The following is a 24,013-nucleotide window of genomic DNA, read 5'->3' on the forward strand; positions in this document are numbered from 1 at the left end:
ACCCGCGCAGGTGGTATCCACCTGCGCGGGTCAGCCGAGGGAATGCGGGCTGAAGATGGCGTACGCGCCGCCGCCCTGAGCGCCGTTGAGCAGCAGGCCGTTGTTCATGCGGGCGGAATAGCCGATCACTTTCCCCTCGAGCACCGGCACGACCACATCGTGCAGGTAAGGGCCGTCATGGGTCTCCACCGACGCGGCTCGCACACGCTCCTGAACCAGCCAGCCCTGGTGCTCGCGCACCACTTGGGCCCAGGAACGCGCGTCATACTCGGAACCGATGAGCACATCCCTGCCGTGAAAGCTGTAGGGAGCCTTCAGCACCAGGTGCTCCCGCCTGGCGACGACCTCGTCCCCTTCGACGCCGTCCCCGAGTTTGCGGCTGTACGGCACCAGGGCGTCCAGGCAATCCACGTTCCTGTCGCCGAAGAGCCGGCGAAAACGAGGATCGGAAAGCACGGCGAGGCAGAGCTTGTTCTCCGCGACCCATCGTTGTCCCAGGGGATTGGGCACGACGAGCGTGCCTTCGACGAGGCGGGCGCAGAAGTGATCCCACTGCCGTACTTCGTCTGGCTCCACGGGAATGTATTTGAGATAGCCCAGCCGGACGTCCTTGACGGAGTCGATGGCGCACGGCTCGATTTCCACGACCTCTCGTCCGCGCCTGGTCAGTTGCCTGCGTACCTGGTCGAGTTCGAATTTCGTGCTCTCGCGGGAGTGGAAGAGTGCGATGCGTCCCTGGTCCTGCGCGCCTACGTGTTCGCGGCCGAAGCGAAGCAGCCAGCGGGCGAACCAGTCCTCGCTCTCGAAGGGGGCGGCGTGTGGCGCCCATTCGGCGAGCGTCGGGCCGAGCCTGGAGGCACGCCAGAATCGGTTGACCATGCCCGAGGCGATCACTCCGCCCGGGCTGCTCGGATTGAATTCCAGGACCCGGACCGTGTCGAGGGTGCTGCCCAGCAGGTCCAGGCGGCAGTAGTCGACGCGCAGCTGTTCTGGCGCGGGTTCCATCATGATCCAGCGGTGCAGGCGTGCGGGAATGGCCAGGAAATCCTGTAGCTCCCGGTCGGTGGGATACTGCCTGACCAGCTGGTTCAGGCATTCGACCAGGCCCTGGACCCGGTGGCGGAGCACGGGTTCCGCGGCGGGGTGCAGGACGGCGAGAGCGGGCCGTACGGGAAAGGGATTGTGCCCCCGGCCGTGCACGTTCAGGTCCATCAGGGACTCGGCCGCCACCCGCTCCTGGACCTGGCGCCACGCCTGGTCGAGGCCGAGCGTCGCCGCGAGGGCGCTCGCCGAGCAGTGGCCCAGAGATCGTTCCGGATCCACGAGCGGAAGATCGTTCCCCGAGCACCGGCCCTGCGACGATTCCGGAACTTCCTTTGACCTATACACCTGCCCCCCACGGGTCAATCGACCACATATAGGAACATTCTAGTTACGTAAAGTAACTATTGGGCAGGCTCCGTACCCCAAGGGGCCAAGGATCGCCGACCGAAGGTCAAGCAGGAGTCGGGTCAGGAGGGGTCGATGATTACCGTCATCATGGTGTCCGTGATGGCGAAGCCAAGCCTGGCGTAGACGTGTTTGGCTGGGTTCGCGTACGACACCGCCAAGCCCATGGTGGGCAAACCATCCGCCCCTCCGCGAAGTTGCGCGTGCCGAATCAGCCGGGCACCCAACCCAGGAGGGGATTTATCCGGATGGCGGAAGACCTCGGAGACCCACGCCACGTCCTGCCATTGATTGACCAGAACCCCGCCGACGACCGCACCGCCGCCGTCGACCGCGACCGTGCTGCACGGCAGCAGTTCGCCGATCAACTGCCCGCCGATCAGCGGAGCCAGCTCCTGCTCGTACGCATCCTCAGGGTCACGCCCCGAGTGATCAGGATGCCCGGGCGGATACGCGGCCATCATGGCCGGCAGCATCTCCCTGCCCTGATGCTCATGCGCCGGCGAGAACCGGAATCCCGGCGGTGCCTCGCTGTCGGCGGGAGGCAAGTTCTTCGGTCAGATCGCAGTACATCGTGTGCGCATGCCGGCTCAGCCGAGCACCACTCTCGATGAGCTCTCTCCCAAGATCGACCGGTACGGAAACCGCCCAGCCAACAAAGGCGCTCATAATCAATTTGGCCGGCGCAGGCCCGATCACCTCGACTTTGTCCGCCCAGGGCAGCCCGTCCCGGACCCCCTTCTGATAACTGATAACCGGCACGCCCTGAGGGTCGGTCGCTGTCTTCCACATCCCGCGAGCATCCCGCCGACATCCCGCGACAGGCAATCCATTTACCTCCCGCTCAGTCGGAAGGCGCCCAACCCGAGCACGACCATGGCGTAGCCGCAGAGCACCGCGAATCCCGCCCATCCGGGCAGGGGGAAATAGCCGCCCATGGGCGCGTAGTAGGCAATCACCTGCGGATACTCCTCGATGGTCTGCTGGACGGCGAAGGCAGCGGCTGGAGTGACGCGCAGCAGCCACCTCGACACCTCATCCGGCAGCAGCGGAAGGACTCCCACCAGGTAGGGGAGAACGACGGTCGTGATCGCGACGAGGATCGCCGCCCAGGCTCGCCGTAACAGCGCGACGAGGGCGAGGGTGAAGACGGCGGCGACGGCGAGGAGCGCGGCGACGCCGGCGACGACCCGCAGCTGGGTGAGCGCGGACACGGCCAGGACGCTGATGCCGTTGGCCCGCAGCAGCGCCGAGCCGGCCGGCACGACGACTCCCGCGCCGACCAGCGCGGCGAGGAAGGCCGCCCCGCCGACCACGACGGCTCTCGCCGCCAGGATCCGGCCGCTGAGCACGCCTGTCCCGAACCGCGCCGCCACCACGATCACGATGATCAATGCGAGGAACAGGCCGACGAGGGTACTGGCAATGGTGCTTCCGCCCTCGCTGAGGGGCCCGATGTCGCCGGTTCCGGTGACGGTGAACGTGCCGTTCGACTCGACGAGCCCGGGCGCCCGGTGATATCGCTCCCAGTCGGTGCGGCCCATTCTCCCCACGGGGGCCGCGCTCCACTGGGCGGCCGGTGCGCCGTCGAGGCTGATGTTGTCGAACGTGGCGGTGGCCTGGGTGAAGCGCGAGGCCGGCAGGCTCGCGCCGGTAGCCGTGCGGGTGAGCGTCAGGTCTCCCGGGGAGGCGGTGAACAGCCCTACCTGGACGGTGGCGGGAAGGCCGGGAAGGTGCGCCGTGCCGACCTTCGTCCAGTGCGTGCCGTCCGGCGATTCGTGACCGGTGATGGTGTCGCCGGCGCGGGTCAGGCGCAGCCAGCGAGGTGACCGCGTGGAGGCACCGGCCACATCGTGGGTGTAGTCGTACTGCATCCGGACACCGTGGCTGCCGGTGAGCATGAGCGCCGCGTAGGAGGAGCCCTGGGCGACGCCGTTCTTGATGATGATGCCGGCTTTCGCCCAGGGCACCAGGCCGGGGACGATCTCGTCGTGGTCGGGTGGCGGGTAGGTGATGATGCCCGTCATCGAGGTCAGGCGTGCGGTGATGGCGCCGTTCTCGCCCAAGGGCCGGTGCACGAAGTAGAACGTGTCGCTCACCGTCTGCCCGTCCGGGCCCACCGGGCCTCGACCGGCCCTTCACTGCAAGAACTGGTGGGAACGAGCGCGAAGAGCAGGCCGAGCAGGATGATCACCAGTGTCGCCGCGGTCATGGCGATCGACTACGCCGCAAACTAGGCAACCCACCGATCATCACCACCACACCTGGCGTGGGCTACCGCATCACCGATCCAGCATCATGAACGCCAAGACGCCCATCCGGTGTGGATGGGCGTCTTGAGGGAGTCGGTTACTTGAGGATCGGGTACTTCTGGACGATCGCGGTGCGCGACCACCAGGTGCCGATGCCGAGGGTGTTTCCGGCGGAGGCGAGGGCCAGGCCGATGAGGACGACGGCGTAGATGAGGTGTTCGTCCATGAAGGGGTTGTTGGCGAGGGGGAGTTCGGCGGCCCACATGAAGACCAGGAGCAGGGTTCCGGTGGCGGCGGCGATGCGCATTCCGGCGCCGGTGATGAGGGCGGCGCCGATGCCGAGCAGGCCGAGCATGAACAGCCAGTCGACCCAGGCCTGTCCGGCCAGGCTGGAGAAGAAGCCGCCGAGGGCGTTTTCGCCGGTGCCTTTGAGGAAGCCGGTGGTGGGGCTGCCGCCGTTGATCCAGGAGCGGGCGGCGGGGGTGGCGAAGCCCCAGCCGAAGGCCTTGTCGAGGAAGGCCCACAGGAAGACCCAGCCGAGGGAGATGCGAGCGACGGCCCAGACGTAGTCCACCGGGCGCGAGGTCTGCGAGTTGAAGGTGTGGGGGGTGTGGACGGTGGGGCGTCCTTCGGTGGTGGCCATGGTGAGTCCCTTTGCAGAGCGGTCCTTGTCTTGTTCTCGCACCTCAATGACATCGGTTCGCCGGGCCGGCGCTTAGGGCTGGAGGACTCGCGCGCGGGGCCCGCAAGACCCGTTCCGTACGGGACTTTCGGCCCTGAGCCGCTCGACGGGACCAAAGTCCTCCTGCGGTGAGCCGTCCGGCTCTGCCTCCCGCGCCCGCGTGAACGGGAGCCTGACGGCACAGCGTACGAAGGAGGCGTGCCATGATCGCTCCGCTGGCCACCGATCTCGGCGTACGGCGGCTGCTCATCGCGGCCGGCGCGGCGCCGTCGGTGCAGAACACCCAGCCGTGGCGGTTCCGCGTCGTCCGCCGGGAGACCGTCGAATTGCTCGCCGACCCCGAACGACGGCTCACCGTGAGCGACCCCCGGGGCCGCTCCCTGTACGTGAGCTGCGGCGCGGCCCTGTTCAACCTCCGCCTGGCGATCAAGTGGGCCGGCTTCCGCCCCCTGGTATGGCTGCGCCCCAACATCTCCATGGAGCCCCGGCTGCTGGCCGCCGTCCGCATGGCGGAGACGGGCCCGGCCGGACCGGCGGGTGCCCGCTTGTACGAGGCGATTCCCGCGCGCAGGACGAACCGCGAGCCGTACAACGGGAAGCCGATCCCGCCCGCGGTGCTGGCCGAGCTGAGGATCGCGGCCAGCCGCGAAGGTGCCTGCCTGATCCCCCTGGACCCGCCCGCCGTCGCCGAGATGCTCGAATACGCCGCCATGGCCGAGGACGAACTGGCTGCCGACCCTGACTACCGGGCCGAACTCGCCCGATGGGCGCTGCCCGGGTTCGTCCGCGGCCCGGTGCCGGCGGGGGACCCGCCCGTGACGCGGTGCTTCGGCGAACGCGGCCGGATCGCGGCGTTCGAGCCGCGCCCGCAGCTCGCCGTTCTCACCACGCGCGGCGACCGGCCCACCGACTGGCTGTGCGCCGGCCAGGCGCTGGAGCGGGTGCTGCTCACCGCGACGGCACACGGGCTGTCGGCATCCTTCCTCAACCAGCCGCTGGACCTGCGGGACATGCGCCGGCGCAGCGATCCCCGGCACCGCCGCGGCCACCCACAAATGATCATCAGGCTCGGCTACGGACCGCTCGTCCCGCGAGCCCCCCACCGCCCCGCCGACCAACCCAGTGAGAGGAGATGAGCGCCCATGCGCGCGCTCGTCGTTTACGAATCGATGTTCGGCAACACCAAGAAGATCGCCGAAGAGGTGGCGCGCGGCCTGACGACCCGCATGCCCGTGGAGGTCCTGGAGGTCGGCTGCGCGCCGGAACGGCTCCCCGATGAGGTGACCCTGCTGGTCGTGGGCGGCCCCACGCACGCGTTCGGCATGTCGCGCGCGAGCACCCGCGATTCCGCCGAGCAACAGGCCGACGGCGACCTGATCTCCCGCGGCGAGGGGATACGCGAGTGGCTGTCCGCCCTGCGGGTCACCATCCCCATCGCCGCCGCCGCCTTCGACACCAAGATCCGCGCCGCCTACCTGCCCGGCTCGGCGGCCAAGGGCGCGCACAAGGCGCTCCGCAGGCACCACCTGCGCCTGGCCGCCCCGCCGATGAACTTCTACGTCACCGGGACCAAGGGCCCGCTGGAGGAGGCCGAACTACGGCGCGCCCACGAGTGGGGCGAATCCCTCGCCGACGCGATGGCGAGCACGTGAGACAAAGCGGCGTGCCGGACGGCAAGCGTCCGGCACGCCACCGGAGTCAGAATTCGAAGACCACGCGCGCGTCAACGCGGCCTGACAGCACGTCCTCGATTGCCTCGTTGATCTCCTCGAGCTTCCGCGTCTCGTACCTGACTTCGGTACGTCCCGCCGCGTGCAGCCGGAAGACCTCGGCGAGGTCGGCCCTGGTTCCGACGATGGAGCCGATCACGCTGATGCCGCCCAGGACCGTCTGGAAGATCGGCAGTTCCATCGTGTTGCCCTTCGGCAGGGAGACCAGCACCAGCCGGCCGCCGCGCCGCAGGCTGGCGTGGGCCTGCTCCAGCACGTGCGGGTTGGCCGCCAGGACGACGGCCATGTCGGCCCCGCCCAAGTCCTTGATCGCCGCGACCGGGTCGGTCCGGGCCGCGTTGACCGTGTGCGTCGCGCCCAGGCCACCGGCCAGCCGGAGCTTTTCCTCGGTGACGTCGACGGCGATCGTTTCGGCGCCGAAGATGCCCGCGTACTGCAGGGCCAGATGGCCGAGCCCGCCGATCCCGAAGATCGCCGCGCGCTCGCCGGGCCGCAGCCCGGAGACCTTGACCGCCTTGTAGGAGGTCACCCCGGCGCAGGTGAGGGGCGCGGCCTCGCTCGGCGAGACGCCCGCCGGCACCGGGACCACGTAGCGGGCGTCCGCGACGGCCCACTGGGCGTGGGAGCCGTCGATGCTGTAGCCGGTGTTGCGCTGCGACTCGCAGAGGGTCTCCCGGCCGCTGACGCAGTACCCGCAGGTGCCGCACGCGGACCCGAGCCACGGGATGGCGACCCGCTCGCCGACGGCCCGGCCGGTGACGCCGTCGCCGAGTTCCTGGACGATGCCGACGCCCTCGTGCCCGGGGGTGAACGGCAGGTGGGGTTTGACCGGCCAGTCGCCGCGGGCGGCGTGGATGTCGGTGTGGCACAGCCCGCTGGCCTCCATGCGGACCAGGACCTGGCCGGGCGCCGGCGAGGGAACGCGCATCTCTCGCATCACGAGGGGCTGGTCGAACGCGATGACGGTTGCTGCTTGCATGGTCGCCTCCAGGTTTCGCCGTTTACTCCACTCTCCGAGTGGCGGGCGCCGGCGCTTAGAGGCGTTGGTCCACTCCTGGCGGGACCATGCGCCCTGCGTCAACGCGGCATGGCCGATGGCCACGCGGCATGGCCGATGGGCTGGGCCGGGCGGGACCTTCGGCTCTGGGTCGCGACGCCGCCGACGCGGTGCGATGGAGGGGACGAAGGAGGAGATGGAGATGTCCATGGAGGTCAGGCAGGTGATGGGGCGGGTCGCGATCGCCGTCGCCCAGGATGCGGGTTTCGGCGAGATCGTGTCCGCCATGCAGCGGTTCAAGGTCGGCGCCGTCACCGTCATCGACCAGGATCGCCGTCCGGTGGGCGTGGTGTCGGAGGACGATCTGCTGCTGAAGGAGGCCGGGCCGCCGCGGCACAGCCTGGGAGCCCTGACGCCGGCCCGGCGCGCGGACCAGCGCAAGGCGGCCGGCGTGACGGCGGTCCAGCTGATGAGCTCGCCCGCGATCGTCGTCACGCCCGCCACCTCGGTCAGGGCCGCGGCGCGCCTGATGCACGAGAACCGCGTCAAGCAGCTCCCGGTCATCGACCCGGTCACCGGCCGCGTCTGCGGCACCCTGCACCAGTCCGACCTGCTGCGCGTCTTCGCACGGCCGGTCGGCGAACTGTACGAGGAGATCGCCTCGGCCATCCGCGGCGTGGCGGGTCTTGACCCGGCGGCGCTGACCGTCGACATCAGCGAGGGCGTGGTCACGATCGGCGGGCAGGCCACGGCAGCGGAGGTCAGCAGGCTCCTCCAGGCGGTGCGTCAGATCGACGGGATCGTGGACGTCGTCTCCGAGATGGGCACGCGGGACGACGCGGTCTTCCCGCCGACCTACTGAACCAACAAAGAAGCCGGCCTGACGTCAGGCCGGCTTCTTTGTTGGGTTCAAGCGCTCTTCCAGTCGGCGGCGTCGTCCTCTTTCCACTCCAGCTCGTTGATCACGTCGACCACGCCGTTCACCCGGCCGACCATGCGGGCCGCGATCTCGGCCTCGCTCCGGCGGGTCATGCTGCCGCGCAGGGTGACGATGCCCTGGTCGACTCTGACGCGGACGTGCTCGGTGTCCACCCACAGCGAGCGGCCGAGAACCTCCTGGCGGACATCCTGGGCGATGTCTGCGTCGGGCCGGACGAAGACCCTGATCAGGTCGTGGCGGCTGACCACGCCCACCAGGCGGTCGCCCTCGTCCACGACCGGCAGCCGCTTGATCCCGTGCTTCTCCATGAGCCGGGCGGCCGCCACGGTCGAGAGCTGCGGCCGTACGGTGATCGCGGGGGCGGTCATCAGCTCGGCGGCGATGTCGCCGTGGGACTTGGCCTCGGGGTCGCCGGGTTCGCGGTTCAGCCGGTGCCGCAGCCGGGCGCGCAGCGGCGGCTGGTAGCCCTCGCGGTAGTAGAGCTCCCGGAACTCCTCCTTGCGGAGCAGGTCGGCCTCGGACACGATGCCGATGACGCGGTTCTCCCCGTCCACGACGGGAACGGCGCTGACCCCGCGAGCGATGAGGATCTCGGCGATCTCCTTGAAGGGCGTGTCGGCCGTGACCAGGGCGACCGTCCTGGTCATGACGGCTTCTACCGTGGTACGCATGGTTCTCTCCCGTACTGATGGGTGCGGGCCCATCCGCGGACGGGCCCGCGGGTGATGTCACTTGGTGGTGCGGGACTTGCCGACCGGGATGCGGATGCCCGCGTTCTTCGCGTCGTCCAGCTTCACGCTGATCTCCAGGAGACCCTTGTCGTAGACGGCCTTGACGTCCTTGGGGTCCGCGCCCGGGGGCAGGACGACGGATCGGGTGAGCGCGCCGTACCGGAACTCGGTGTGGTGGGCGCCGGAGTCCTCGTGGTGCCGTTCGGCGTGGATGGCCAGCACGCCGTCGGTGAGGGTGATCTCGAGGTCCTTGTCGGGGTCGATGCCGGGGAGTTCGGCCAGCAGGACGTACCTGCCGTCCTTGATGTAGTCCTCGAAGCGGATCGCGGGGCCGAATCCGGCCAGGGGTGCTTCGAGCCAGTCGAAGATCTCCGGGAAGAGTCCCCTCGGCTGCCTGCGGATGAGTGTGGTCATGTGTCCACCTCCGTGGTCTTTGTTGCTCGTCTCCATCCCACGCCGGGTGGGGTGGCGGGCGTAGGGCCGGAGTTCCCCGCGGCGGCGCCGTTGGTCAGCGCAGCCGGCGGGCGAAGGGGGAGGGCGGCGGGTCGGCGGGAGCCAGCCGGATTCGGGCGTCGACGGCGATGGCGGCGCGCGGGGTGACGATGACCGGGTTGAGGTCGAGTTCGGCGACCTCTGGGAGGGCGTCCAGGAGGCGGCCGACGCGGACGATCTGGTCGGTCAGCGCCGTGGTGTTGGCCCGGGGGCGGTTGCGGTAGCCGTACAGGAGGGGGGAGCAGCGCAGGTCGGCGATCATTTCGGCGGCGGTGGCCGGGGTGAGCGGCGGGACGCGGAAGCTCCGGTCGGCGAGCAGGTCGGCGGTGACGCCGCCCATGCCGACCATGACGAGCGGCCCGAACGTCGGGTAGTTCACGCCACCGAGGATGATCTCGACGCCGTCGGGGACCATGTGCTGGACGACCGCTCCGGTCATCGTCGGCCCGACCTGCGCCGCCATGTCGCGGTAGGCCTGCTGGACCTCGGCCGGCGTGTTCAGGCCGGTCCGTACGCCGCCGACGTCGCTCTTGTGCACGGGACCGGTCGCCTTGAGCACGACGGGCAGGCCGAGCAGGGCGGACGCCTCGGCGGCGGTCTCCGAACCGTCCACGGTGATCGACTCGACGGTGGCCACGCCGAAGCAGCGCAGCAGCCGGTCCGTGGTCACCGGATCGAGCCAGCCGCCGTCCGGCCGGACCGCGAGTTCGGCTCGCACGATCTCGCGCGCGCCACGGTCGTCCGCCCAGGGCGTGACCGCGGGAGGATCCTCGGGCGCGCGCCGCCACTGCGCATATGCGCCGGCCCGAGCCAGCGCCTGTACGGCCTGCTCAGGGAAGGCATAACTGGGAACCCGATCATCGATCATGCCGTCGTAGCCCATCACGCACGCCACCACGGTCTTGCTCGCCGCCCGGGTCGCCTCCGCGATCGCCTTCCTGGTGGCGTCCACGCCCGAACCGAACGGCGGGGTGTAGATCACCAGAACCGCGTCGATCCCCGGTTCCCCCAGGGCACCCTCGATGGCCAGGCCGATCTGCTCCGCCGTGGCGTCGGCGGTGAGATCGATCGGGTTGGCCAGCGCCGCCGCGGACGGAACCCGCGCGGCCAGCGCGGGAGAGGCGGGAAGTTCGGGGACGATCAACCCGTTGCGTTCGCAGGCGTCGGCGGCCATCGCCTCGGGCCCGCCGGAATTGCCGACGATGGCGACGCGGCGGCCCTCCGGGAGCGGCTGGGCGGCCATCAGCCGGGCGGTGTCGATCAGGTCGCGGATGCTGTCCACACGGATCACGCCGGCGGCGCGGACGAGCGCGTCCACCGCGATGTCGGGCGTGGCGGCGGCCGCGGTGTGCGAGCGCACCGCCCGGTCACCCGATCCCGAGCGGCCGCTCTTGACCAGGAGGACCGGCTTGCGGCGTCCGACGCGGGCGGCGATCCTGGCGAACTTGCGGGGGTTGCCGAACGATTCGAGGTAGAGCGCGATCACGTCGGTGGCGTCGTCGTCCTCCCAGAATTCGAGCAGGTCGTTGCCGCTCACATCGGCCTTGTTGCCGACCGAGACGAAGGAGGAGACGGCCAGCCGGGCCATGAGCGTCGCCCCGACCGCGCCCGACTGCGACATCAGCGCGATCCTCCCGGTGGTGGGCGCCAGGGGGAGGAAGCTGGCGTTGAGCCGCGCCGAGGTGTTCACGATGCCGAGGCAGTTCGGGCCGATCAGGCGGATGCCCGCCGACCGGCAGATCGCCAGCAGCTCCCGCTCGGCGTCCCGCCCGTCGTTCTCGGCGAACCCCGCCGAGAGGACCACCAGCCCGTTCACCCCGGCCGCCGCGCAGTCCCCGGCGACACCCAGCACGGCCGGTGCGGGCACCGCGATCACCGCCAGGTCGACCGGTCCTGGCACGGCCGGGTAGGCCCGCACCCCGGCTACCTCCGCAGCCTTCGGATTCACCGGGTAGAGATCGCCGCGGAAGCCGCCGTCCAGCAGGTTGCGCAGCACTTTGTGCCCGATCCTGGCGGGGTCACGGCTGGCGCCGATCACCGCCACCGACGCCGGTGCCAGGATCCTCGCCAGCGAGGCCCGCTCGGCCTCGTGCTCCCGGGCCTCGATGCTCGCCAGCAGCTCCGGCGTGCGGTCCAGCTTGATCCGCACGTCCACCGTCGTGTTGTCGAAATGGAAGTCCACCTCCAGGCCGATGTCGCGGAGCACGCGAAGCATCGCGGAGTTCTCGGCCAGCACCTCGCCGACCAGCTCCCGGATGCCGTGCCGGGCGGCGTGGTCGGCGAGATGTTCCAGCAGGATCGTGCCCAGACCCTGCCCCTGCACGCGGTCGTCGAGCAGGATCGCCATGTCGGCGACACCGCGATCAGCGGTCGGGATGTATTCGCCGACCCCCGTCAACCGGCCGTGCATGATCGCGATCAGCGCGTGGCCCTGGTAGCCGGCCTGGGTGAGGAGATCCATGTACGCGTGCGCGCTCGACCGGCCACCCGTGAAGAAGCGCAGGTAGGCCGAGCGCTGGGAGGTGCGGTCGACGAGCTCGTGCAGCAGAGCGAGATCGCCGGGCGCGAGGGGCCGCACGTGGGCGATGTCGCCGTTGCGCAGAAGGACGTCGCATTCCTCAGACATGGAGATCTCCAGTTCGTGCCGGGACGGGGGAGCACGAGCTACCCTCCTGCCGACCGGCCCCGCACGGCAGAGCCGGACGACCCTTTCAGTGCAGGACCTTGGTCGCCTGACTCGTGGACGACCCCAGGCGGAGCCCGGAGATCTGCTCGGTATGGATCACGATGAAGTGGTCCATCCTCCCCGGCGCCCACGGCATCAACGGCAGCTCGGCGAGGCGCTGGGCCTCGGCCGGGTCCGTCACGGCTCGCGCGCTCCCGACGGCGGTGACCGACCAGCCCGTACGGCTGCGCAGGTCGATGTCGTCCGCCTCGAAGGCCACGATCGCGTCGCGGGTGGCGACGGCCAGCTTGGAGCCGGTCGCGGTGCGGATCACGATGTTCTGCCCGTCCAGGCAGTAGTTGACCGGCTGCACGGCGGGCAGGGCGTGATCGGTGAAGACGATTCGCCCCAGCGGTGTCAGCGACAGCAGGTGCAGACACTCCTGACGGGAAAGCACCCGCAGTTCGGCGGCATCGAGTCTCATACCCTCCAGGCTGGCACCCCCGGCCGTCGCCGGTTGAGGGCCGAAGGTCCCTTCACTCGGTGCGTTCGACCCTCTTCCGCCTGGGAGCCTGCGGAATATCACCGCTATCGATGAAGCGTATTGATATCAATCGTTTCTGAATATCATTTTCGGCATTTTATGCTGCCTGCACGGCGCGGTGATGCCAGGCGCCGCCCCCGCGAAACTTGGAGGTGGCGTCTGTCATGACCGGCTGCCCAGTCCATTTCGACCCACTATCGCCGAAGCAACTCGCGGACCCATATCCGCTTTACAGCCAGCTGCGAAGCGAAGCCCCGGTTTTCTACGACGAGGCACACAACCTGTGGATCGTCACCCGGTACGACGACCTGCTCACGGTGGTGCGCGACACCGAGACCTTCTCCTCCAAGAACGCGGTCCGCGCCTCCGTGCGGCCCCTTCCGCAGCGTGTGCTCGACGTGCTCGCCGCCGGCTGGGCGCTGACGCCGACGCTCACCGACAGCGACGGGGATGTGCACAAGAGGCTCCGCCTGCTGGTGGGCAAGGCGTTCACCCCCAGGCGCGTGGCCGAGATGGAGGGACGTATCCGGAAAACCGTCGACGCCTTGATCGACGAGTTCGCCGACGACGGTCGTGCGGACATCATCGAGAGGCTCGCCTGGAGCCTCCCGATGTTCACCCTCACCGACATACTCAACGTCCCCCGCGAGGACGTGCCCATGCTGCATCACTGGAGCGTCAGCTGGTTGCGGATCATGCAGGCGACCGACGGCGTCGAGGACCTCATCGGCTGCGCCAAGGACGTCGTGGCGATACAGCGGTATTTCATGGACGCGCTCGAAGCGCGGGCGTACCTGGCGGGCCACGACTTCATGTCGAGCCTCCTGCATGCCCGGGTGCCCGACGGGGAGCCCATCACGCTGGAGGAGGCCATGCGCGTCGTGGTCAACCTCATCATCGCCGGACATGTGACCGTCACCCGCAGCATCAGCAACGGTCTCACCACGTTGCTGGCGCACCCTGACCAGCTCCAGGCGGTCCGGAAGGATCCGGCCCTGGTTCCCTCGATGGTGGAGGAGATCCTGCGTTACGAATCACCCGCGCAAGGGCTCTTCCGTACCGTACGCAAAGACACCGTCCTGAACGGCGTGCGGATCCCGGCCGGTGCGCACTTGATGGTCCACTGGGGGTCGGCGAACCGCGATGAGAACGTTTTCGACAACCCCGGCGCTTTCGACGTCACCCGCGATTCCGTGATGGCCCACGTGGCCTTCGGCAAGGGAATCCACGCCTGCCTCGGCGCCCCTCTTGCCCGCCTGCAATTGCAGATCGTGCTGCCTCGGCTGTTCGAGCGTCTGCCGAATCTGCGCCTCGTCCGAGGCGCGGCCGTGCGCGACACCATCTTCTTCGCGCGCGGATTCAAGAAGCTGGAGATCGAATGGGACGTTGATGCACCGATACATCACCGTTGACGGGCGAAGAACACACGCGCTGCACGGGCCGATGCCGGTGGACACTCTCTTCCTGCACGGTGTGGGCGGTTCCGCGTGGACCTTCGCCGCGACCCTCGACGCGATGACGGCCGGATGGATGTCGGTCGACCTGCTCGGGTACGGCGAGAGTTCCTGGCTGCCCGACCGCGACTACTCCTCGCTCCGGCAGGCCGAGCAGATCATCAAGGTGATGGATCAACTCGGCATGGGCGAGGTACGCGTGATCGGCTTCTCCTGGGGCGGCCTGATCGGCCTGGAGCTCGCCAGGAGGGACCCCCGCGTCACCAGGCTCGCCATCATCGACATCGCCCCATCCTCGAATCTGTCACCCACCGACGTGCCGCCGATCCCGTCCCTCTACTCCGACATCGACGCGGCCACCGCCGTGGTCCGGCGACTGGCCCCGCGCGCGACCCTCGCGGTCGCCGAACGTGACGCCCACCTCTCGACCACCGGTTGCGCTGAAGGACTACGGAAGAAGATCGACCCGGTCCTGCTCTCGAACTGGCAGTTCCGCACCGAGGACCATTGGGACAGCTGGCGGCGCAACGCACTGCCGACAGTTCTCATCCGCGGCGCCGAAAGCCCGGTGCTCAGCCGCGAGCAGGCTCAGCGGATGGTCGGCGAAGCCCAGGCCGCGAGGCTCGTGGAGATCCCCGGCGCCGGGCATCTGATTCCACTCGAACAACCCAAGGCGCTGGCGGCTGAGCTCACCGAATTCCTGTCCTGAGGCATCGACGGCATCGATTGAAAGCATCGACAACATTCGTTTATAGATGAGCCGATTCCAAGGTTAGCGTTTGCTCAATTCACCAAGGTGCCAGCTCATCCAAGGCGTGGCTCCCCCCAGGAAGGGGCTCACATTGATCCTTCCGTCGTTTCGCTACCTACGTCCTCAGTCACTCAAAGAAGCGGTGTCGATGCTCGTCGACACCGACGGCGCGGCCGTTCTGGCCGGTGGCCAGACGCTCATCAATGTGCTCAAACTCAACCTGGCCGCTCCCACCGCACTGGTGGACATCCACCGGCTGCCGGAACTCCGCATCATCAAACCAGCCGAGAACGGCGCCCTGGTCATCGGCGCCGCCGCCACATACGCCCAGGTCGCAGCCGACCCGATCGTTTCGTCGGCCCAGCCGTCCGTCGCCGCCATGGCCGCCAGCCTGGTCGACAGGCAGGTACGCAACAGGGGCACCATCGGCGGCAACTGCTGCCTGAACGACCCGACCAACAACTTCCCGCCCCTCCTGGCCGCTCTCGACGCGCGCTTCCGCATCGCCGGACCGGCCGGGGAGCGAGTCCTGGACGCCGCCGACTTCTTCACCGGCACCATGTCCACCGCACTCACCCCGGACGAGATCCTCATCGCGATCGAGATTCCACCGCTGCCCGGCAACGCCCGCATCGCCCACCGGCACCTGCAGATCGGCGCGGACTCGTGGGCGGTGGCCCGCGCGGTGGTCCGCCTCGACATCGATGCCGGCATCGTCACTTCGGCGCGCCTGGTCGCCGGCGCCGTCCAGAACTCACCCGTACGCCTCCACGCCATCGAGACCGCCCTCACCGGCCGAGCCGCCGACGGGTCACTGCCCCTCGCCGCGCTCGACGCCTTCGACGGCACCCGGATCGTGACCGTGGACGACGTCCACTGCTCGGCCGCCTATCGCAAGCAGATGTGCAAGATCCAGGTGCGCCGCGCCCTGGAGGAGATCCTCGCTCAAGGGAGCCGATCGTGACCTCCGACTCGAACCCCATCACGGTCATCGTCGACGGCAGGGAGGAGCGCGGGGTCGTCTCCGCCCGCAAGCTGCTCGTGCACTGGCTCCGCGACGCCCTGGACGAGCGCGGCCCGAAGATCGGCTGCGACACCGGCAACTGCGGCGCCTGCACCGTGCGCTGCGACGGCCACCTGGTGAAGTCCTGCATGGTCCTGGCCGTGCAGGCCGACGGCACGGAGGTCGAGACCGCCGCCGGTCTGGCCGCCGAGGACGGCACGCTCAACCACCTGCAGTCGTGTTTCAAGCGCTACCACGCGCTCCAGTGCGGCTACTGCACCTCCGGGATGCTCATGACCGCGACCGACTTCCTCGAATCCGGCGAAGAGGTCACCGACCAGAGCACCCGGCGGGCGCTGAAGGGCAACATCTGCCGCTGCACGGGATACGAGAACATCGTCCGCGCCGTCCGCGCCGCCGCGGGCCAGGACGTGCCGCTGCCTCACGGGGCCGTCCCGACGCGTGAGGGAGACGACCTGTGACCCTCACCGACACCCGCGCCGCCAAAGCTTTCACCGGGCAGGCGATGCCGCGCAAGGAGGACGATCGGCTCCTCAAGGCGCAGGGCGAGTTCGGGGACGACACCCCGATCGCGCATCTGGCGTATGTGAACTTTGTTCGTTCGCCGTACGCCCACGCCCGGATCACCTCGATCGACGTCTCCGCGGCCGAGCAGGTCGAGGGTTACCTCGGCTGCCTGCTGCCGGAGGAAGCCGAGGTGCTCACCGACGGGTTCATGGAGCTGCAGGGGCCTCCCGCCGATGTCGAGGTGGACCGCTGCCTGACCAGCCTCGGCAAGGTGCGGTTCGTCGGCGAGGCCGTCGTCGCCGTGGCGGGCGAGACCAGAGAGGCCGCACGCGACGCCGCCGCCGCGGTGCTCGTGGAGTACGAGCCGCTGACGGCGGTGGTCGACGCCCGCGAGGCGATCAAGCACGACGCACCTGCCGTACACGATCAGATCGGCCACAACATCGCCTGGGACGGGACCTTCGACTACGGCGACATCGACTTCGCGCTCGACCAGGCCGACCACGTCATCGAGGCCGACGAGCTGCACTTCCACCGCTCCTCCGCGACGCCGCTGGAGTGCAACGCCATCACCGTCCAGTACGACGCGGGCGTGGAGACGTTCACCATCATCGGAGGCTGCGCGCAGCCCCAGGTCACGACGCTCATGGTCGCCGCGGCGCTGCGGCACTCGGCGGAGCGGATCCGCATCGTCAGCAAGGACTTCGGCGGCTCGTTCGGCGTGAAGATCGGCATGTACGTCCAGGCGACCGCGCTCGCCCTCCTCTCCCGCAAGCTGGGCCGGCCCATGCGCTGGACCGAAACCCGTACCGAACACCACCTCACCGGCGGGCACTGCAACGAGCGGTGGTTCCGCAACGTCAAGATGGCCGTGCAGTCCGACGGCACCGTGCTGGGCCTCTCTTACGACGCGCTGGACGACATCGGCGCGTACACCCGATACGAACCCCTCGGCGCGGTCATCTGGTCGCACGTCACCAACGCCTGCTACCAGCTGAGCCACCTGAAGGTCAGGTTCCGCACGGTCTACACGAACAAAGGCCCGGTCCTGCCCGTGCGCGGCTACTCGCGGGTCCAGCACCTGTGGCTGGTCGAGCGCATGATGGACATCGCGGCGCACGAGCTCGGCTTCGACCCGGTCGAGTTCCGCATGCACAACTACATCAAGCCCGAGCAGTACCCGTACACGACGGTGAACGGGTGCGTCTACGACTCCGGGAACCTGCCGCTGTCGCTGAGCAAGGCGCTGGACCTCATCGACTACCAGCAGGCCCGCCAGCTGCAGGCCGAGATCAGGGGCACCGGCAAGCGCATCGGCATCGGCATCGGCTCGACCCTCGACTCCGGCACCAACAACTTCGGCCAGGCGCGCATCATCTACGAGCACCTGCCGTTCGGCGGCAACACCGAGGGCGGTCTGGTCCGGATGGGCGCGGACGGGACCATCTTCGCGGTCACGGGCGGGGTCGCGTTCGGCCAGGGGCACGAGACCACGGTCGCTCAGGTCGTCTCCGACATGCTCGGGGTGGGATACGACGATGTCGTGGTCCACCGGGGCGCCGATTCGTCCCTGTCGGCGCAGACGGGCTTCTCCGGGTCGTACGCGTCCCAGTTCGCGGTGACCGGCATCGGCGCGATCATCAACGCCACTAGGAAGCTGGCCCGCGAGATCCGCCTCGTCGCCGCCTCCGTCCTGGGCGCGGAGCCCGACGACATCATGCTCGAAGGCGGGTTCGCGAAGGTCGCCGGCGACCCCGAGCGCGCGCTGCCGTTCGCCGCGGTCGCCGGCATCGTGCACTTCTCGCCCGCGGTCCTGCCCGACGAGGTCGCCGACGAGGTCGGTCTGGTGGGCCGCGCCGTCTACCGGGCCCCGTTCAAGCTGCCGGATCTGGACCGCAAGTACGGCAACCTCAGCCTGACCTACGCGACCCAGGTGCACGCCTGCGTGCTGGAGATCGACGAGGAGACCGGCGAGACCAAAATCCTGCGCTACGCGATGGTCGACGACTGCGGCACGCCCATCAACCCGATGATCGTCGAGGGCCAGGTCCAGGGCGCGGCGGCCCACGGCATCTCCGCCGCGCTGTTCGAGCACTTCGGCTACACCGCGGACGGCCAGCCCATGGCGGCGAACTTCTACGACTACCACGTCGCCACCGCCTACGACATGCCCACCCTGCGCTACGACAACGTCATCAGCCCCTCGCCGTTCACCAACATGGGCGCCAAGGGCATGGGGGAGGGCGGCGGAGCCCCCCTGCACGCCATCTCCTCGGCCATCCAGGACGCGGCGGGCACGGCCGGCATGGTGCTGGACTCGTTCAACCCGCCCGAGCGGGTGCTGCGGGTCGTCAACGGCCAGGACCGCTCGAAGGTACGGGTGACGCGATGAAGATCAGCGGCCAGTTCACCGCGCAGACCGGCGTGCGCGCCCTGCTCGACCTCAGCGCCTCGAAGCTGGAACAGGTGCCCACGCTGCGGGACGTGGCGGCGAAACCCGACGGATCGATCAGCGCCCTGTTCACCCCGGCCACCGGCTTCGGGCGGCTCCCGATAGGCATCAAGATCATCCAGCAGGGCTCCGACGAGTCCGGCGCCCTGCTGCAGGTCCAGGGACGGCTGGGGCCGAACCTGTTCGACGTCGAGTTGGCGCTGGCCTTCACCGCGAGCGGCACGGGCACGGATGTGAACTGGGAGGCCCAGTTCATGGCCCTCGGCCCGGCCGCCAGCGTGGGCCAGCGCGTAGCGGGAGACATCGCCACCCGAGCTATCAACGACGTGCTCGTGGCGGCCGCGACTATTGGAGCAGCTCATTGAGAAAGCCGAATGGCGAAGTCGTCGTCATCACCGGCGGTGCCAACGGCATCGGCCGCGCCTATTCCCAGGCGCTGGCCGATGCCGGCTACCGGGTGGCCATCGCCGACATCGCCGACCCCTCCGACGCCGTCGCCGAGATCCTGGACAAGGGCGGTGAAGCTCTCGCGGTCGACGTCGACGTCTCCTCCCCGGAGTCGACCGAGGCGATGGCCAGGCGGGTTGTTGAGAGATGGGGCCGCATCGACGGCCTCATCAACAATGCCGCTTATTTCACGACCATCAGGAAGGCGCCGTTCGACGAGCTCACGGTCGAGGAGTGGGAGAAGGCGTTCCGCGTGAACGTGCTCGGCACCTGGCTGTGCTGCAAGGCCGTCTTCCCCACGATGCGCGAGCAGAGCTACGGAAAGATCATCAACACCTCCTCGATGGTGGTGCCGACCGCCGTGCCGATGTTCCTGCACTACGTCACCTCCAAGTCGGCGATCATCGGCTTCACCCGCTCCCTCGCCCACGAGGTCGGCCGGTACGGCATCGCGGTCAACACCATCTCGCCGTGCTACGTGCCCCACGACGCCTCGTACGTCGCCAAGCAGGACGACACCATGGGCGCCGCGATCATCAACGAGCGCGCCTTCAAGCGCGAGATGACCCAAAGCGACCTGGTGGGCACGGTGCTCTACCTCATCGGCCACGGCTCGGACTTCGTCACCGGCCAGAACCTCTTCGTCAACGGCGGACGCGCCTTCACCTGATATCCGGATCTTCAAGGGGGAATGCAGTGAGCGCGCTCCTGCCCACCGGCTGGCTACGCGAAGCGGTCACCGCCGTCTTCCACGCCGTCGGCTTCAGCGACACCGCCGCTCAAGCGGTGGCGGACGCCCTGGTCGAGGCGGACATGCGGGGGGTGACCTCGCACGGGACCATGCTCGTCCCGATGTACGTGGACCGGGTGCGGGCGGGCTCCGTCAGCCGTACCGAACAGGCCACGGTCGTGGTCGACGCCGGTGCGATCGCCGTCCTCGACGCGGGCCACGCGCTGGGCCAGCTGACCGGCGATCAGGCGATGGCGCTCGCGGTGGCCAAGGCGAAGTCCTTCGGCGCCGGAGCGGTGGCGGTCCGCAACGCCTTCCATTTCGGCGGCGCGTTCCGCTACGTCGAGGCGGCGGCGCGCGACGGCTGCATCGGGGTGGCCGCGGCGAACACCCGGCCGTTGATGCCCGCCGTGGGCGGTGCGGCCCCCGTGGTCGGCAACAACCCGCTCGCCGTCGGCGTGCCCATGCCCGACGGGCCCGCCCTGGTGCTCGACATGGCGCTGTCCGAGGCGGCCCTCGGCAAGATCCGCCTGGCCGCCGCGGAAGGGCGCGAGATCCCGCCCACCTGGGCCTCGGACACGCAGGGCCGGCCCACCACGGATCCCGTGGCGGCCCTCGCCGGCATGCTCCTGCCCGCGGCCGGCCACAAGGGCTTCGGCCTCGCGCTGATCATCGACGTGCTCACCGGCGTCCTGTCCGGAGGGGGGTTCGGCGGGGGCGTCCGCGGCCTGTACGCGGACGTCTCCGTACCCAACAACTGCGCCCACTTCTTCCTGGCCCTGGAGGTGGCGGCGTTCGGCGACCCGGTGGATTTCGCCAAACGGATGGAGTGCCTGGCCGCCGAGGTCACCGGCTCCCCGGCGGCTCCCGGCGTGGACCGGTTGTACCTGCCCGGTCAGATCGAGGCGGACCGGCGCACGGCCGCCGCCGTTGGGGTCCGGGTGGAGGCCAGCGTCCTGGCCGCGCTGCGCCGTACGGCCGGTGAGGTCGGCGCCGTGCTGCCCGACCTGCCTGGGACGACATGAGAGCCCGCTTCGACGCGACCGGACAGGTCGTCGTGATCACCGGGGGAGCCAACGGGATCGGCGCGGCCCTCGCCCGGGGGGTCGCCGCCGCCGGTGGCACGGCGGTCGTCTTCGACGTCGCGCACGTGGCCGGCGCTCCCGGGGTGGAGCAGGCCATCGTCGACGTCGCCGACCGTGACGCGGTCTTCGCGGCCGTCGACGACGTCCTCAGCCGGCACGGGCGCATCGACGGGCTGGTGGCCGGGGCGGCGATCCAGCCCCGCACCAGCGTGGTGGACATGGCGGCGGCCGAGTGGCGCCGGGTTCTCGGCGTCAACCTCGACGGGGTCGTCTGGTCCTGCCAGGCGGTGCTGCCCTCGATGATCGAGAGCCGCTCCGGTTCGATCGTGGTCTTCACCTCGGGCCTGGCCCACATGGGCCGGGCCGGGGCGTCCGCCTACGCCGCCAGCAAGGGCGCCCTGGTCTCCTTCGCGAAATCGCTCGCGGCCGAGGTGGCCGAACACCGGGTCCGGGTCAACATCCTGGCCCCCGGCGTCATCAACACCCCGCAGTTCCAGGCTGCCAATCCGTCCGGTGGCGAGCGCGAGCACTGGGCGCGCACGACCGGAATCGGCGACCCCGAGGACGTCGTCGGCCCGTTGCTCTTTCTGCTGTCCGACGCGGCGACCATGACCGGATCGCAGCTCAGCCGCGATCGCGCGTACCCGAAGGAGTGAATCCCATGAATAGGGAGATCCTTCCCGTGGCGGTGGTGGGCGCCGGTCCCATCGGGCTGATCACCGCGCTCGGGCTGACCCACTACGGCGTGCCGGTGGCCGTCTTCGAGGAAGACCAGCGGCTGTCGCTGGACACCAAGGCCGGGACCGTGCTCACCCGCACGCTGGAGGTGCTGCACCGCTACGGCGTGCTGCCCGAGGTGCTGCGCGCGTCCCTGCGCATCGACGAGATCGGCGAGATCGACCGGGTCAGCAACGAGCCCACGCTGAGCGTGCGCACCGGCGAACTCACCGAGGACACCCGTTTCCCCTTCGTCATCAACATCCCCCAGCACCACCTGGAGCCGGTCCTGCGCGACAGCTTCCGGGGCCCGCTGCACATGGCGCACCGGCTCACCACCTTCAAACAGCACGACGACCATGTCGAGCTGACCTTCGCCACCCCAGGCGGCGAGCGGCACGTCAAGGCCCGCTACCTGCTGGCCTGTGACGGCGGCCGCTCGCAGATCCGCGAGCAGCTCGGCATCGCGGTGGAAGGGCACACGCTCGACGAGCGCTACATGCTCGTCGACCTCAAGGCCGACCTCGATGTCGCCAACCCCCGCGACTACCCCTACCTCGCCTACTTCTCCGACCCCTCCGAATGGATGATCCTGGTACGCCAGCCCCACTGCTGGCGCTTCCTCTACCCCCTTCCGAAGGGCGCCGGCGAGCCGACGCACGAGGAACTGCGCGACAAGGCCGTCCGGTTCATCGGCGAGGTCGACGGCATCGACGTGCTCGGCGCCAACATCTACACCGTGCACCACCGGGTGGCCCGGCAGTGGCGCGACGGCCAGGTGTTCCTCCTGGGCGACGCCGCGCATCTGATCACGCCAATGTGGGCGCTGGGCCTCAACACCGGGGTCCTGGACGCCTCCAACCTGCCGTGGCGGCTGGCCTGGGTGCTGCGCGGCTGGGCCGAGGAGTCGCTGCTCAACGGGTACGAAATCGAGCAGGTGCCGGTCGCGATCAAGGGCTCGGGCCAGATGGCCGAGGCGGCCCGCTCGTATATGAACCGCCAGGGCGAGGCCGTCGAGGCGATGACCGACGGCAACTGGGGTAACGCCTTCACCCGCGGCCTGCTCGGAGTACGTCTCGACGTCGACGGCACCGGAGACTGGTCGATGGTCAAGACCGGCTCGGCCCCGTCCCCGGTGCGCACCGGCGACCGCGCCCCCGACCTGCCGCTCTTCGGCCCCGGAGGGCAGGTCTACCTGCACGACCTGGCCGCGGACTCCTTTGTCGCGCTCTATTTCACCGACACCCGCCGCCGCCCGCGCGTGCCCGCTCAGGAGGGCCCCGCGCTGCGGCGCTTCGCGGTCTCCCGCTGGGACGCGCCGCACGACTCCGGGCTGCGGGACCGAGCCCTGTTCGACCCCGCCGACCGGGTCCGCCGCCGGTTCGGCGTCGCGGCAGACACCCTCGTCCTGCTCCGGCCCGACGCGCACATCGCCGCGATCGTGCCCTTCGACCCCCGTACGGACGAGGACCCCGCCGCGGCCATCTACCAGCGCATCTGCGGACGCGCGCCAGCCCGATTCGAGGAGATGCAGCAGTGACCGACGACAAGACGGAACTCGGCCCCGTCGGCCAGGAGATCGTTTTCGAGAACGATCAGGTACGAGTCTGGGAGATCGAACTGGAACCAGGCCGATCCCAGCCGTGGCATCACCACCTCAACCCCTACCTGGTGATCGCCCTTGAGGCGGCCGACAACCGCATCGACTCCATCCACGGGGGAGACCCCCGCCTGGTGCACGAGCCGGTCGGCGGCGTCGTCTACCGCGAGCCCGGAGAGATCCACATGCTCACCAACCGCGGGGAGACCCGCTACCGCTGCCGCCTCGTCGAGCTCAAATACCTGGGAGAGAACCGTGCTTAGGCCTCTGGGCATCCCGGCGGAGGAATGGGAGAACAACCTCTCCGAACCCGCGGCCTACAGCGGGGAGGCTCCAGACCGCTCGCGCGAGCAGGACATCGACACACTCGACGGTGTGGCCCTGGGTCGCTTCAGGGAAATCCTCCTACATGTCGACGACCTCGAATGGATCGACAAAACTCTCGCGGGCTTGTCCCACAAGATGCTCTGGCGCAACGACGAGACCGGCGCGTCGATCGCCCTCGTCCGCTTCACGAAGGGCTCGGGCATCCCATCCCGGCACTCCCACGCCTCCAACCAGTTCATGTTCTGCCTCGAAGGCCGCTACACGTACGTCCCGACCGGCCTGACCCTCACCCCGGGCTCCTTCTACTGGAACCCCAAGGGCAGCATGCACGGCCCCACCCACGCCGAGGAGGACACCGTCCTGCTCGAGATCTACGACGGCCCGCACTACCCGACCCAGCCCGACTGGTACGCCAGCGCGGAAGACGCGCGCTGAGC

At 69.3% G+C, this 24,013-nt stretch carries 25 protein-coding genes; 15 read left to right on the forward strand and 10 right to left on the reverse strand.

Features of this window, described 5'->3' with window-relative positions:
- Nucleotides 1–30 precede the first annotated feature (30 nt).
- From ABGB08_RS17110 to ABGB08_RS17130, 5 genes are all read right to left on the reverse strand, one after another.
- Complete coding sequence (locus ABGB08_RS17110) at nucleotides 31–1,323, reverse strand: hypothetical protein (RefSeq protein WP_347591354.1); 1,293 nt, start codon at nucleotides 1,321–1,323, stop codon at nucleotides 31–33.
- 188 nt (nucleotides 1,324–1,511) lie between these two features.
- Nucleotides 1,512–1,925 carry a GNAT family N-acetyltransferase gene (locus tag ABGB08_RS17115; RefSeq protein ID WP_347591356.1) on the reverse strand — a complete coding sequence of 138 codons (414 nt, stop codon included), beginning with the start codon at nucleotides 1,923–1,925 and terminating at the stop codon, nucleotides 1,512–1,514.
- A 16-nt stretch (nucleotides 1,926–1,941) separates the two neighbouring features.
- A complete protein-coding gene (locus ABGB08_RS17120) occupies nucleotides 1,942–2,241 on the reverse strand; it encodes a hypothetical protein (protein ID WP_347591358.1) in 300 nt (99 codons plus the stop codon).
- Nucleotides 2,242–2,282: 41 nt separating this feature from the next.
- Nucleotides 2,283–3,548, reverse strand: a complete 1,266-nt coding sequence (locus tag ABGB08_RS17125) for a DUF1349 domain-containing protein (protein ID WP_347591359.1) — start codon at nucleotides 3,546–3,548, stop codon at nucleotides 2,283–2,285.
- A gap of 250 nt (nucleotides 3,549–3,798) precedes the next feature.
- Nucleotides 3,799–4,344 carry a hypothetical protein gene (locus tag ABGB08_RS17130; RefSeq protein ID WP_347591361.1) on the reverse strand — a complete coding sequence of 182 codons (546 nt, stop codon included), beginning with the start codon at nucleotides 4,342–4,344 and terminating at the stop codon, nucleotides 3,799–3,801.
- A 242-nt stretch (nucleotides 4,345–4,586) separates the two neighbouring features.
- Here ABGB08_RS17130 and ABGB08_RS17135 point away from each other — a divergent pair, with 242 nt between their 5' ends.
- Together ABGB08_RS17135 and ABGB08_RS17140 are read left to right on the forward strand one after the other, a co-directional pair.
- A complete protein-coding gene (locus ABGB08_RS17135; protein WP_347591363.1) occupies nucleotides 4,587–5,519 on the forward strand; it encodes a nitroreductase family protein in 933 nt (310 codons plus the stop codon).
- Nucleotides 5,520–5,525: 6 nt separating this feature from the next.
- Complete coding sequence (locus ABGB08_RS17140) at nucleotides 5,526–6,035, forward strand: flavodoxin domain-containing protein (protein WP_347591365.1); 510 nt, start codon at nucleotides 5,526–5,528, stop codon at nucleotides 6,033–6,035.
- A gap of 46 nt (nucleotides 6,036–6,081) precedes the next feature.
- Here the strand turns inward: ABGB08_RS17140 and ABGB08_RS17145 are convergent, their stop codons facing one another.
- The gene (locus ABGB08_RS17145) at nucleotides 6,082–7,092 is read right to left on the reverse strand and encodes a zinc-dependent alcohol dehydrogenase (RefSeq protein WP_347591367.1); all 1,011 of its coding nucleotides are present in this window, start codon (nucleotides 7,090–7,092) and stop codon (nucleotides 6,082–6,084) included.
- A gap of 226 nt (nucleotides 7,093–7,318) precedes the next feature.
- Here ABGB08_RS17145 and ABGB08_RS17150 point away from each other — a divergent pair, with 226 nt between their 5' ends.
- Nucleotides 7,319–7,972 carry a CBS domain-containing protein gene (locus tag ABGB08_RS17150; protein WP_347591369.1) on the forward strand — a complete coding sequence of 218 codons (654 nt, stop codon included), beginning with the start codon at nucleotides 7,319–7,321 and terminating at the stop codon, nucleotides 7,970–7,972.
- Between the two features lie 47 nt (nucleotides 7,973–8,019).
- Here the strand turns inward: ABGB08_RS17150 and ABGB08_RS17155 are convergent, their stop codons facing one another.
- The 4 genes from ABGB08_RS17155 to ABGB08_RS17170 all read right to left on the reverse strand — a co-directional run bounded on the left by ABGB08_RS17155 (nucleotide 8,020) and on the right by ABGB08_RS17170 (nucleotide 12,422).
- Nucleotides 8,020–8,721, reverse strand: a complete 702-nt coding sequence (locus ABGB08_RS17155) for a CBS domain-containing protein (protein WP_347591371.1) — start codon at nucleotides 8,719–8,721, stop codon at nucleotides 8,020–8,022.
- Nucleotides 8,722–8,778: 57 nt separating this feature from the next.
- Nucleotides 8,779–9,195, reverse strand: coding sequence for an Hsp20/alpha crystallin family protein (locus ABGB08_RS17160; RefSeq protein ID WP_347591373.1), 417 nt, complete (start codon nucleotides 9,193–9,195; stop codon nucleotides 8,779–8,781).
- 94 nt (nucleotides 9,196–9,289) lie between these two features.
- Nucleotides 9,290–11,899, reverse strand: coding sequence for a GNAT family N-acetyltransferase (locus ABGB08_RS17165; RefSeq protein ID WP_347591375.1), 2,610 nt, complete (start codon nucleotides 11,897–11,899; stop codon nucleotides 9,290–9,292).
- A gap of 85 nt (nucleotides 11,900–11,984) precedes the next feature.
- A complete protein-coding gene (locus ABGB08_RS17170) occupies nucleotides 11,985–12,422 on the reverse strand; it encodes a pyridoxamine 5'-phosphate oxidase family protein (protein WP_347591377.1) in 438 nt (145 codons plus the stop codon).
- Between the two features lie 224 nt (nucleotides 12,423–12,646).
- Between ABGB08_RS17170 and ABGB08_RS17175 the strand changes: the two genes are divergently transcribed.
- From ABGB08_RS17175 to ABGB08_RS17230, 12 genes are all read left to right on the forward strand, one after another.
- Nucleotides 12,647–13,894 (forward strand): cytochrome P450, encoded by a 1,248-nt coding sequence (locus ABGB08_RS17175; RefSeq protein WP_347591379.1) that lies wholly within the window; start codon nucleotides 12,647–12,649, stop codon nucleotides 13,892–13,894.
- Complete coding sequence (locus tag ABGB08_RS17180; RefSeq protein WP_347591381.1) at nucleotides 13,872–14,645, forward strand: alpha/beta hydrolase; 774 nt, start codon at nucleotides 13,872–13,874, stop codon at nucleotides 14,643–14,645. Before ABGB08_RS17175 ends, ABGB08_RS17180 begins: the two co-directional genes overlap by 23 nt.
- Before the next feature lie 106 nt (nucleotides 14,646–14,751).
- Nucleotides 14,752–15,651 (forward strand): FAD binding domain-containing protein, encoded by a 900-nt coding sequence (locus tag ABGB08_RS17185; RefSeq protein ID WP_347591383.1) that lies wholly within the window; start codon nucleotides 14,752–14,754, stop codon nucleotides 15,649–15,651.
- A complete protein-coding gene (locus ABGB08_RS17190) occupies nucleotides 15,648–16,172 on the forward strand; it encodes a (2Fe-2S)-binding protein (RefSeq protein WP_347591385.1) in 525 nt (174 codons plus the stop codon). The genes ABGB08_RS17185 and ABGB08_RS17190 overlap by 4 nt, the downstream gene beginning before the upstream one ends.
- Nucleotides 16,169–18,610, forward strand: coding sequence for a xanthine dehydrogenase family protein molybdopterin-binding subunit (locus ABGB08_RS17195; RefSeq protein WP_347591387.1), 2,442 nt, complete (start codon nucleotides 16,169–16,171; stop codon nucleotides 18,608–18,610). Before ABGB08_RS17190 ends, ABGB08_RS17195 begins: the two co-directional genes overlap by 4 nt.
- Complete coding sequence (locus ABGB08_RS17200; RefSeq protein ID WP_347591389.1) at nucleotides 18,607–19,035, forward strand: hypothetical protein; 429 nt, start codon at nucleotides 18,607–18,609, stop codon at nucleotides 19,033–19,035. Before ABGB08_RS17195 ends, ABGB08_RS17200 begins: the two co-directional genes overlap by 4 nt.
- Nucleotides 19,032–19,787, forward strand: a complete 756-nt coding sequence (locus tag ABGB08_RS17205) for an SDR family oxidoreductase (protein WP_347591391.1) — start codon at nucleotides 19,032–19,034, stop codon at nucleotides 19,785–19,787. Before ABGB08_RS17200 ends, ABGB08_RS17205 begins: the two co-directional genes overlap by 4 nt.
- 26 nt (nucleotides 19,788–19,813) lie before the next feature.
- Complete coding sequence (locus ABGB08_RS17210; protein WP_347591393.1) at nucleotides 19,814–20,872, forward strand: Ldh family oxidoreductase; 1,059 nt, start codon at nucleotides 19,814–19,816, stop codon at nucleotides 20,870–20,872.
- Nucleotides 20,869–21,588: an SDR family oxidoreductase gene (locus ABGB08_RS17215; RefSeq protein WP_347591395.1), complete on the forward strand. Its 720-nt coding sequence runs from the start codon at nucleotides 20,869–20,871 to the stop codon at nucleotides 21,586–21,588. The genes ABGB08_RS17210 and ABGB08_RS17215 overlap by 4 nt, the downstream gene beginning before the upstream one ends.
- 5 nt (nucleotides 21,589–21,593) lie before the next feature.
- Nucleotides 21,594–23,189 (forward strand): FAD-dependent monooxygenase, encoded by a 1,596-nt coding sequence (locus ABGB08_RS17220; protein ID WP_347591397.1) that lies wholly within the window; start codon nucleotides 21,594–21,596, stop codon nucleotides 23,187–23,189.
- Complete coding sequence (locus ABGB08_RS17225; RefSeq protein WP_347591399.1) at nucleotides 23,186–23,512, forward strand: hypothetical protein; 327 nt, start codon at nucleotides 23,186–23,188, stop codon at nucleotides 23,510–23,512. The genes ABGB08_RS17220 and ABGB08_RS17225 overlap by 4 nt, the downstream gene beginning before the upstream one ends.
- Complete coding sequence (locus ABGB08_RS17230; RefSeq protein WP_347591401.1) at nucleotides 23,505–24,011, forward strand: cupin domain-containing protein; 507 nt, start codon at nucleotides 23,505–23,507, stop codon at nucleotides 24,009–24,011. Before ABGB08_RS17225 ends, ABGB08_RS17230 begins: the two co-directional genes overlap by 8 nt.
- The last annotated feature ends 2 nt before the right edge of the window (nucleotides 24,012–24,013 follow it).

Source organism: Acrocarpospora sp. B8E8 (genome assembly GCF_039871605.1).
GTDB lineage: Bacteria > Actinomycetota > Actinomycetes > Streptosporangiales > Streptosporangiaceae > Acrocarpospora > Acrocarpospora macrocephala.

Coding starts and splice junctions, on each gene's coding strand:
- ABGB08_RS17160 (WP_347591373.1), bottom strand. CDS start 9,195: ATGACCACACTCATCCGCAGGCAGCCGAGGGGACTCTTCCCGGAGATC.
- ABGB08_RS17155 (WP_347591371.1), bottom strand. CDS start 8,721: ATGCGTACCACGGTAGAAGCCGTCATGACCAGGACGGTCGCCCTGGTC.
- ABGB08_RS17170 (WP_347591377.1), bottom strand. CDS start 12,422: ATGAGACTCGATGCCGCCGAACTGCGGGTGCTTTCCCGTCAGGAGTGT.
- ABGB08_RS17150 (WP_347591369.1), top strand. CDS start 7,319: ATGGAGGTCAGGCAGGTGATGGGGCGGGTCGCGATCGCCGTCGCCCAG.
- ABGB08_RS17120 (WP_347591358.1), bottom strand. CDS start 2,241: ATGTGGAAGACAGCGACCGACCCTCAGGGCGTGCCGGTTATCAGTTAT.
- ABGB08_RS17215 (WP_347591395.1), top strand. CDS start 20,869: ATGAGAGCCCGCTTCGACGCGACCGGACAGGTCGTCGTGATCACCGGG.
- ABGB08_RS17130 (WP_347591361.1), bottom strand. CDS start 4,344: ATGGCCACCACCGAAGGACGCCCCACCGTCCACACCCCCCACACCTTC.
- ABGB08_RS17135 (WP_347591363.1), top strand. CDS start 4,587: ATGATCGCTCCGCTGGCCACCGATCTCGGCGTACGGCGGCTGCTCATC.
- ABGB08_RS17145 (WP_347591367.1), bottom strand. CDS start 7,092: ATGCAAGCAGCAACCGTCATCGCGTTCGACCAGCCCCTCGTGATGCGA.
- ABGB08_RS17165 (WP_347591375.1), bottom strand. CDS start 11,899: ATGTCTGAGGAATGCGACGTCCTTCTGCGCAACGGCGACATCGCCCAC.
- ABGB08_RS17115 (WP_347591356.1), bottom strand. CDS start 1,925: ATGCTGCCGGCCATGATGGCCGCGTATCCGCCCGGGCATCCTGATCAC.
- ABGB08_RS17220 (WP_347591397.1), top strand. CDS start 21,594: ATGAATAGGGAGATCCTTCCCGTGGCGGTGGTGGGCGCCGGTCCCATC.
- ABGB08_RS17180 (WP_347591381.1), top strand. CDS start 13,872: ATGCACCGATACATCACCGTTGACGGGCGAAGAACACACGCGCTGCAC.
- ABGB08_RS17200 (WP_347591389.1), top strand. CDS start 18,607: ATGAAGATCAGCGGCCAGTTCACCGCGCAGACCGGCGTGCGCGCCCTG.
- ABGB08_RS17140 (WP_347591365.1), top strand. CDS start 5,526: ATGCGCGCGCTCGTCGTTTACGAATCGATGTTCGGCAACACCAAGAAG.
- ABGB08_RS17175 (WP_347591379.1), top strand. CDS start 12,647: ATGACCGGCTGCCCAGTCCATTTCGACCCACTATCGCCGAAGCAACTC.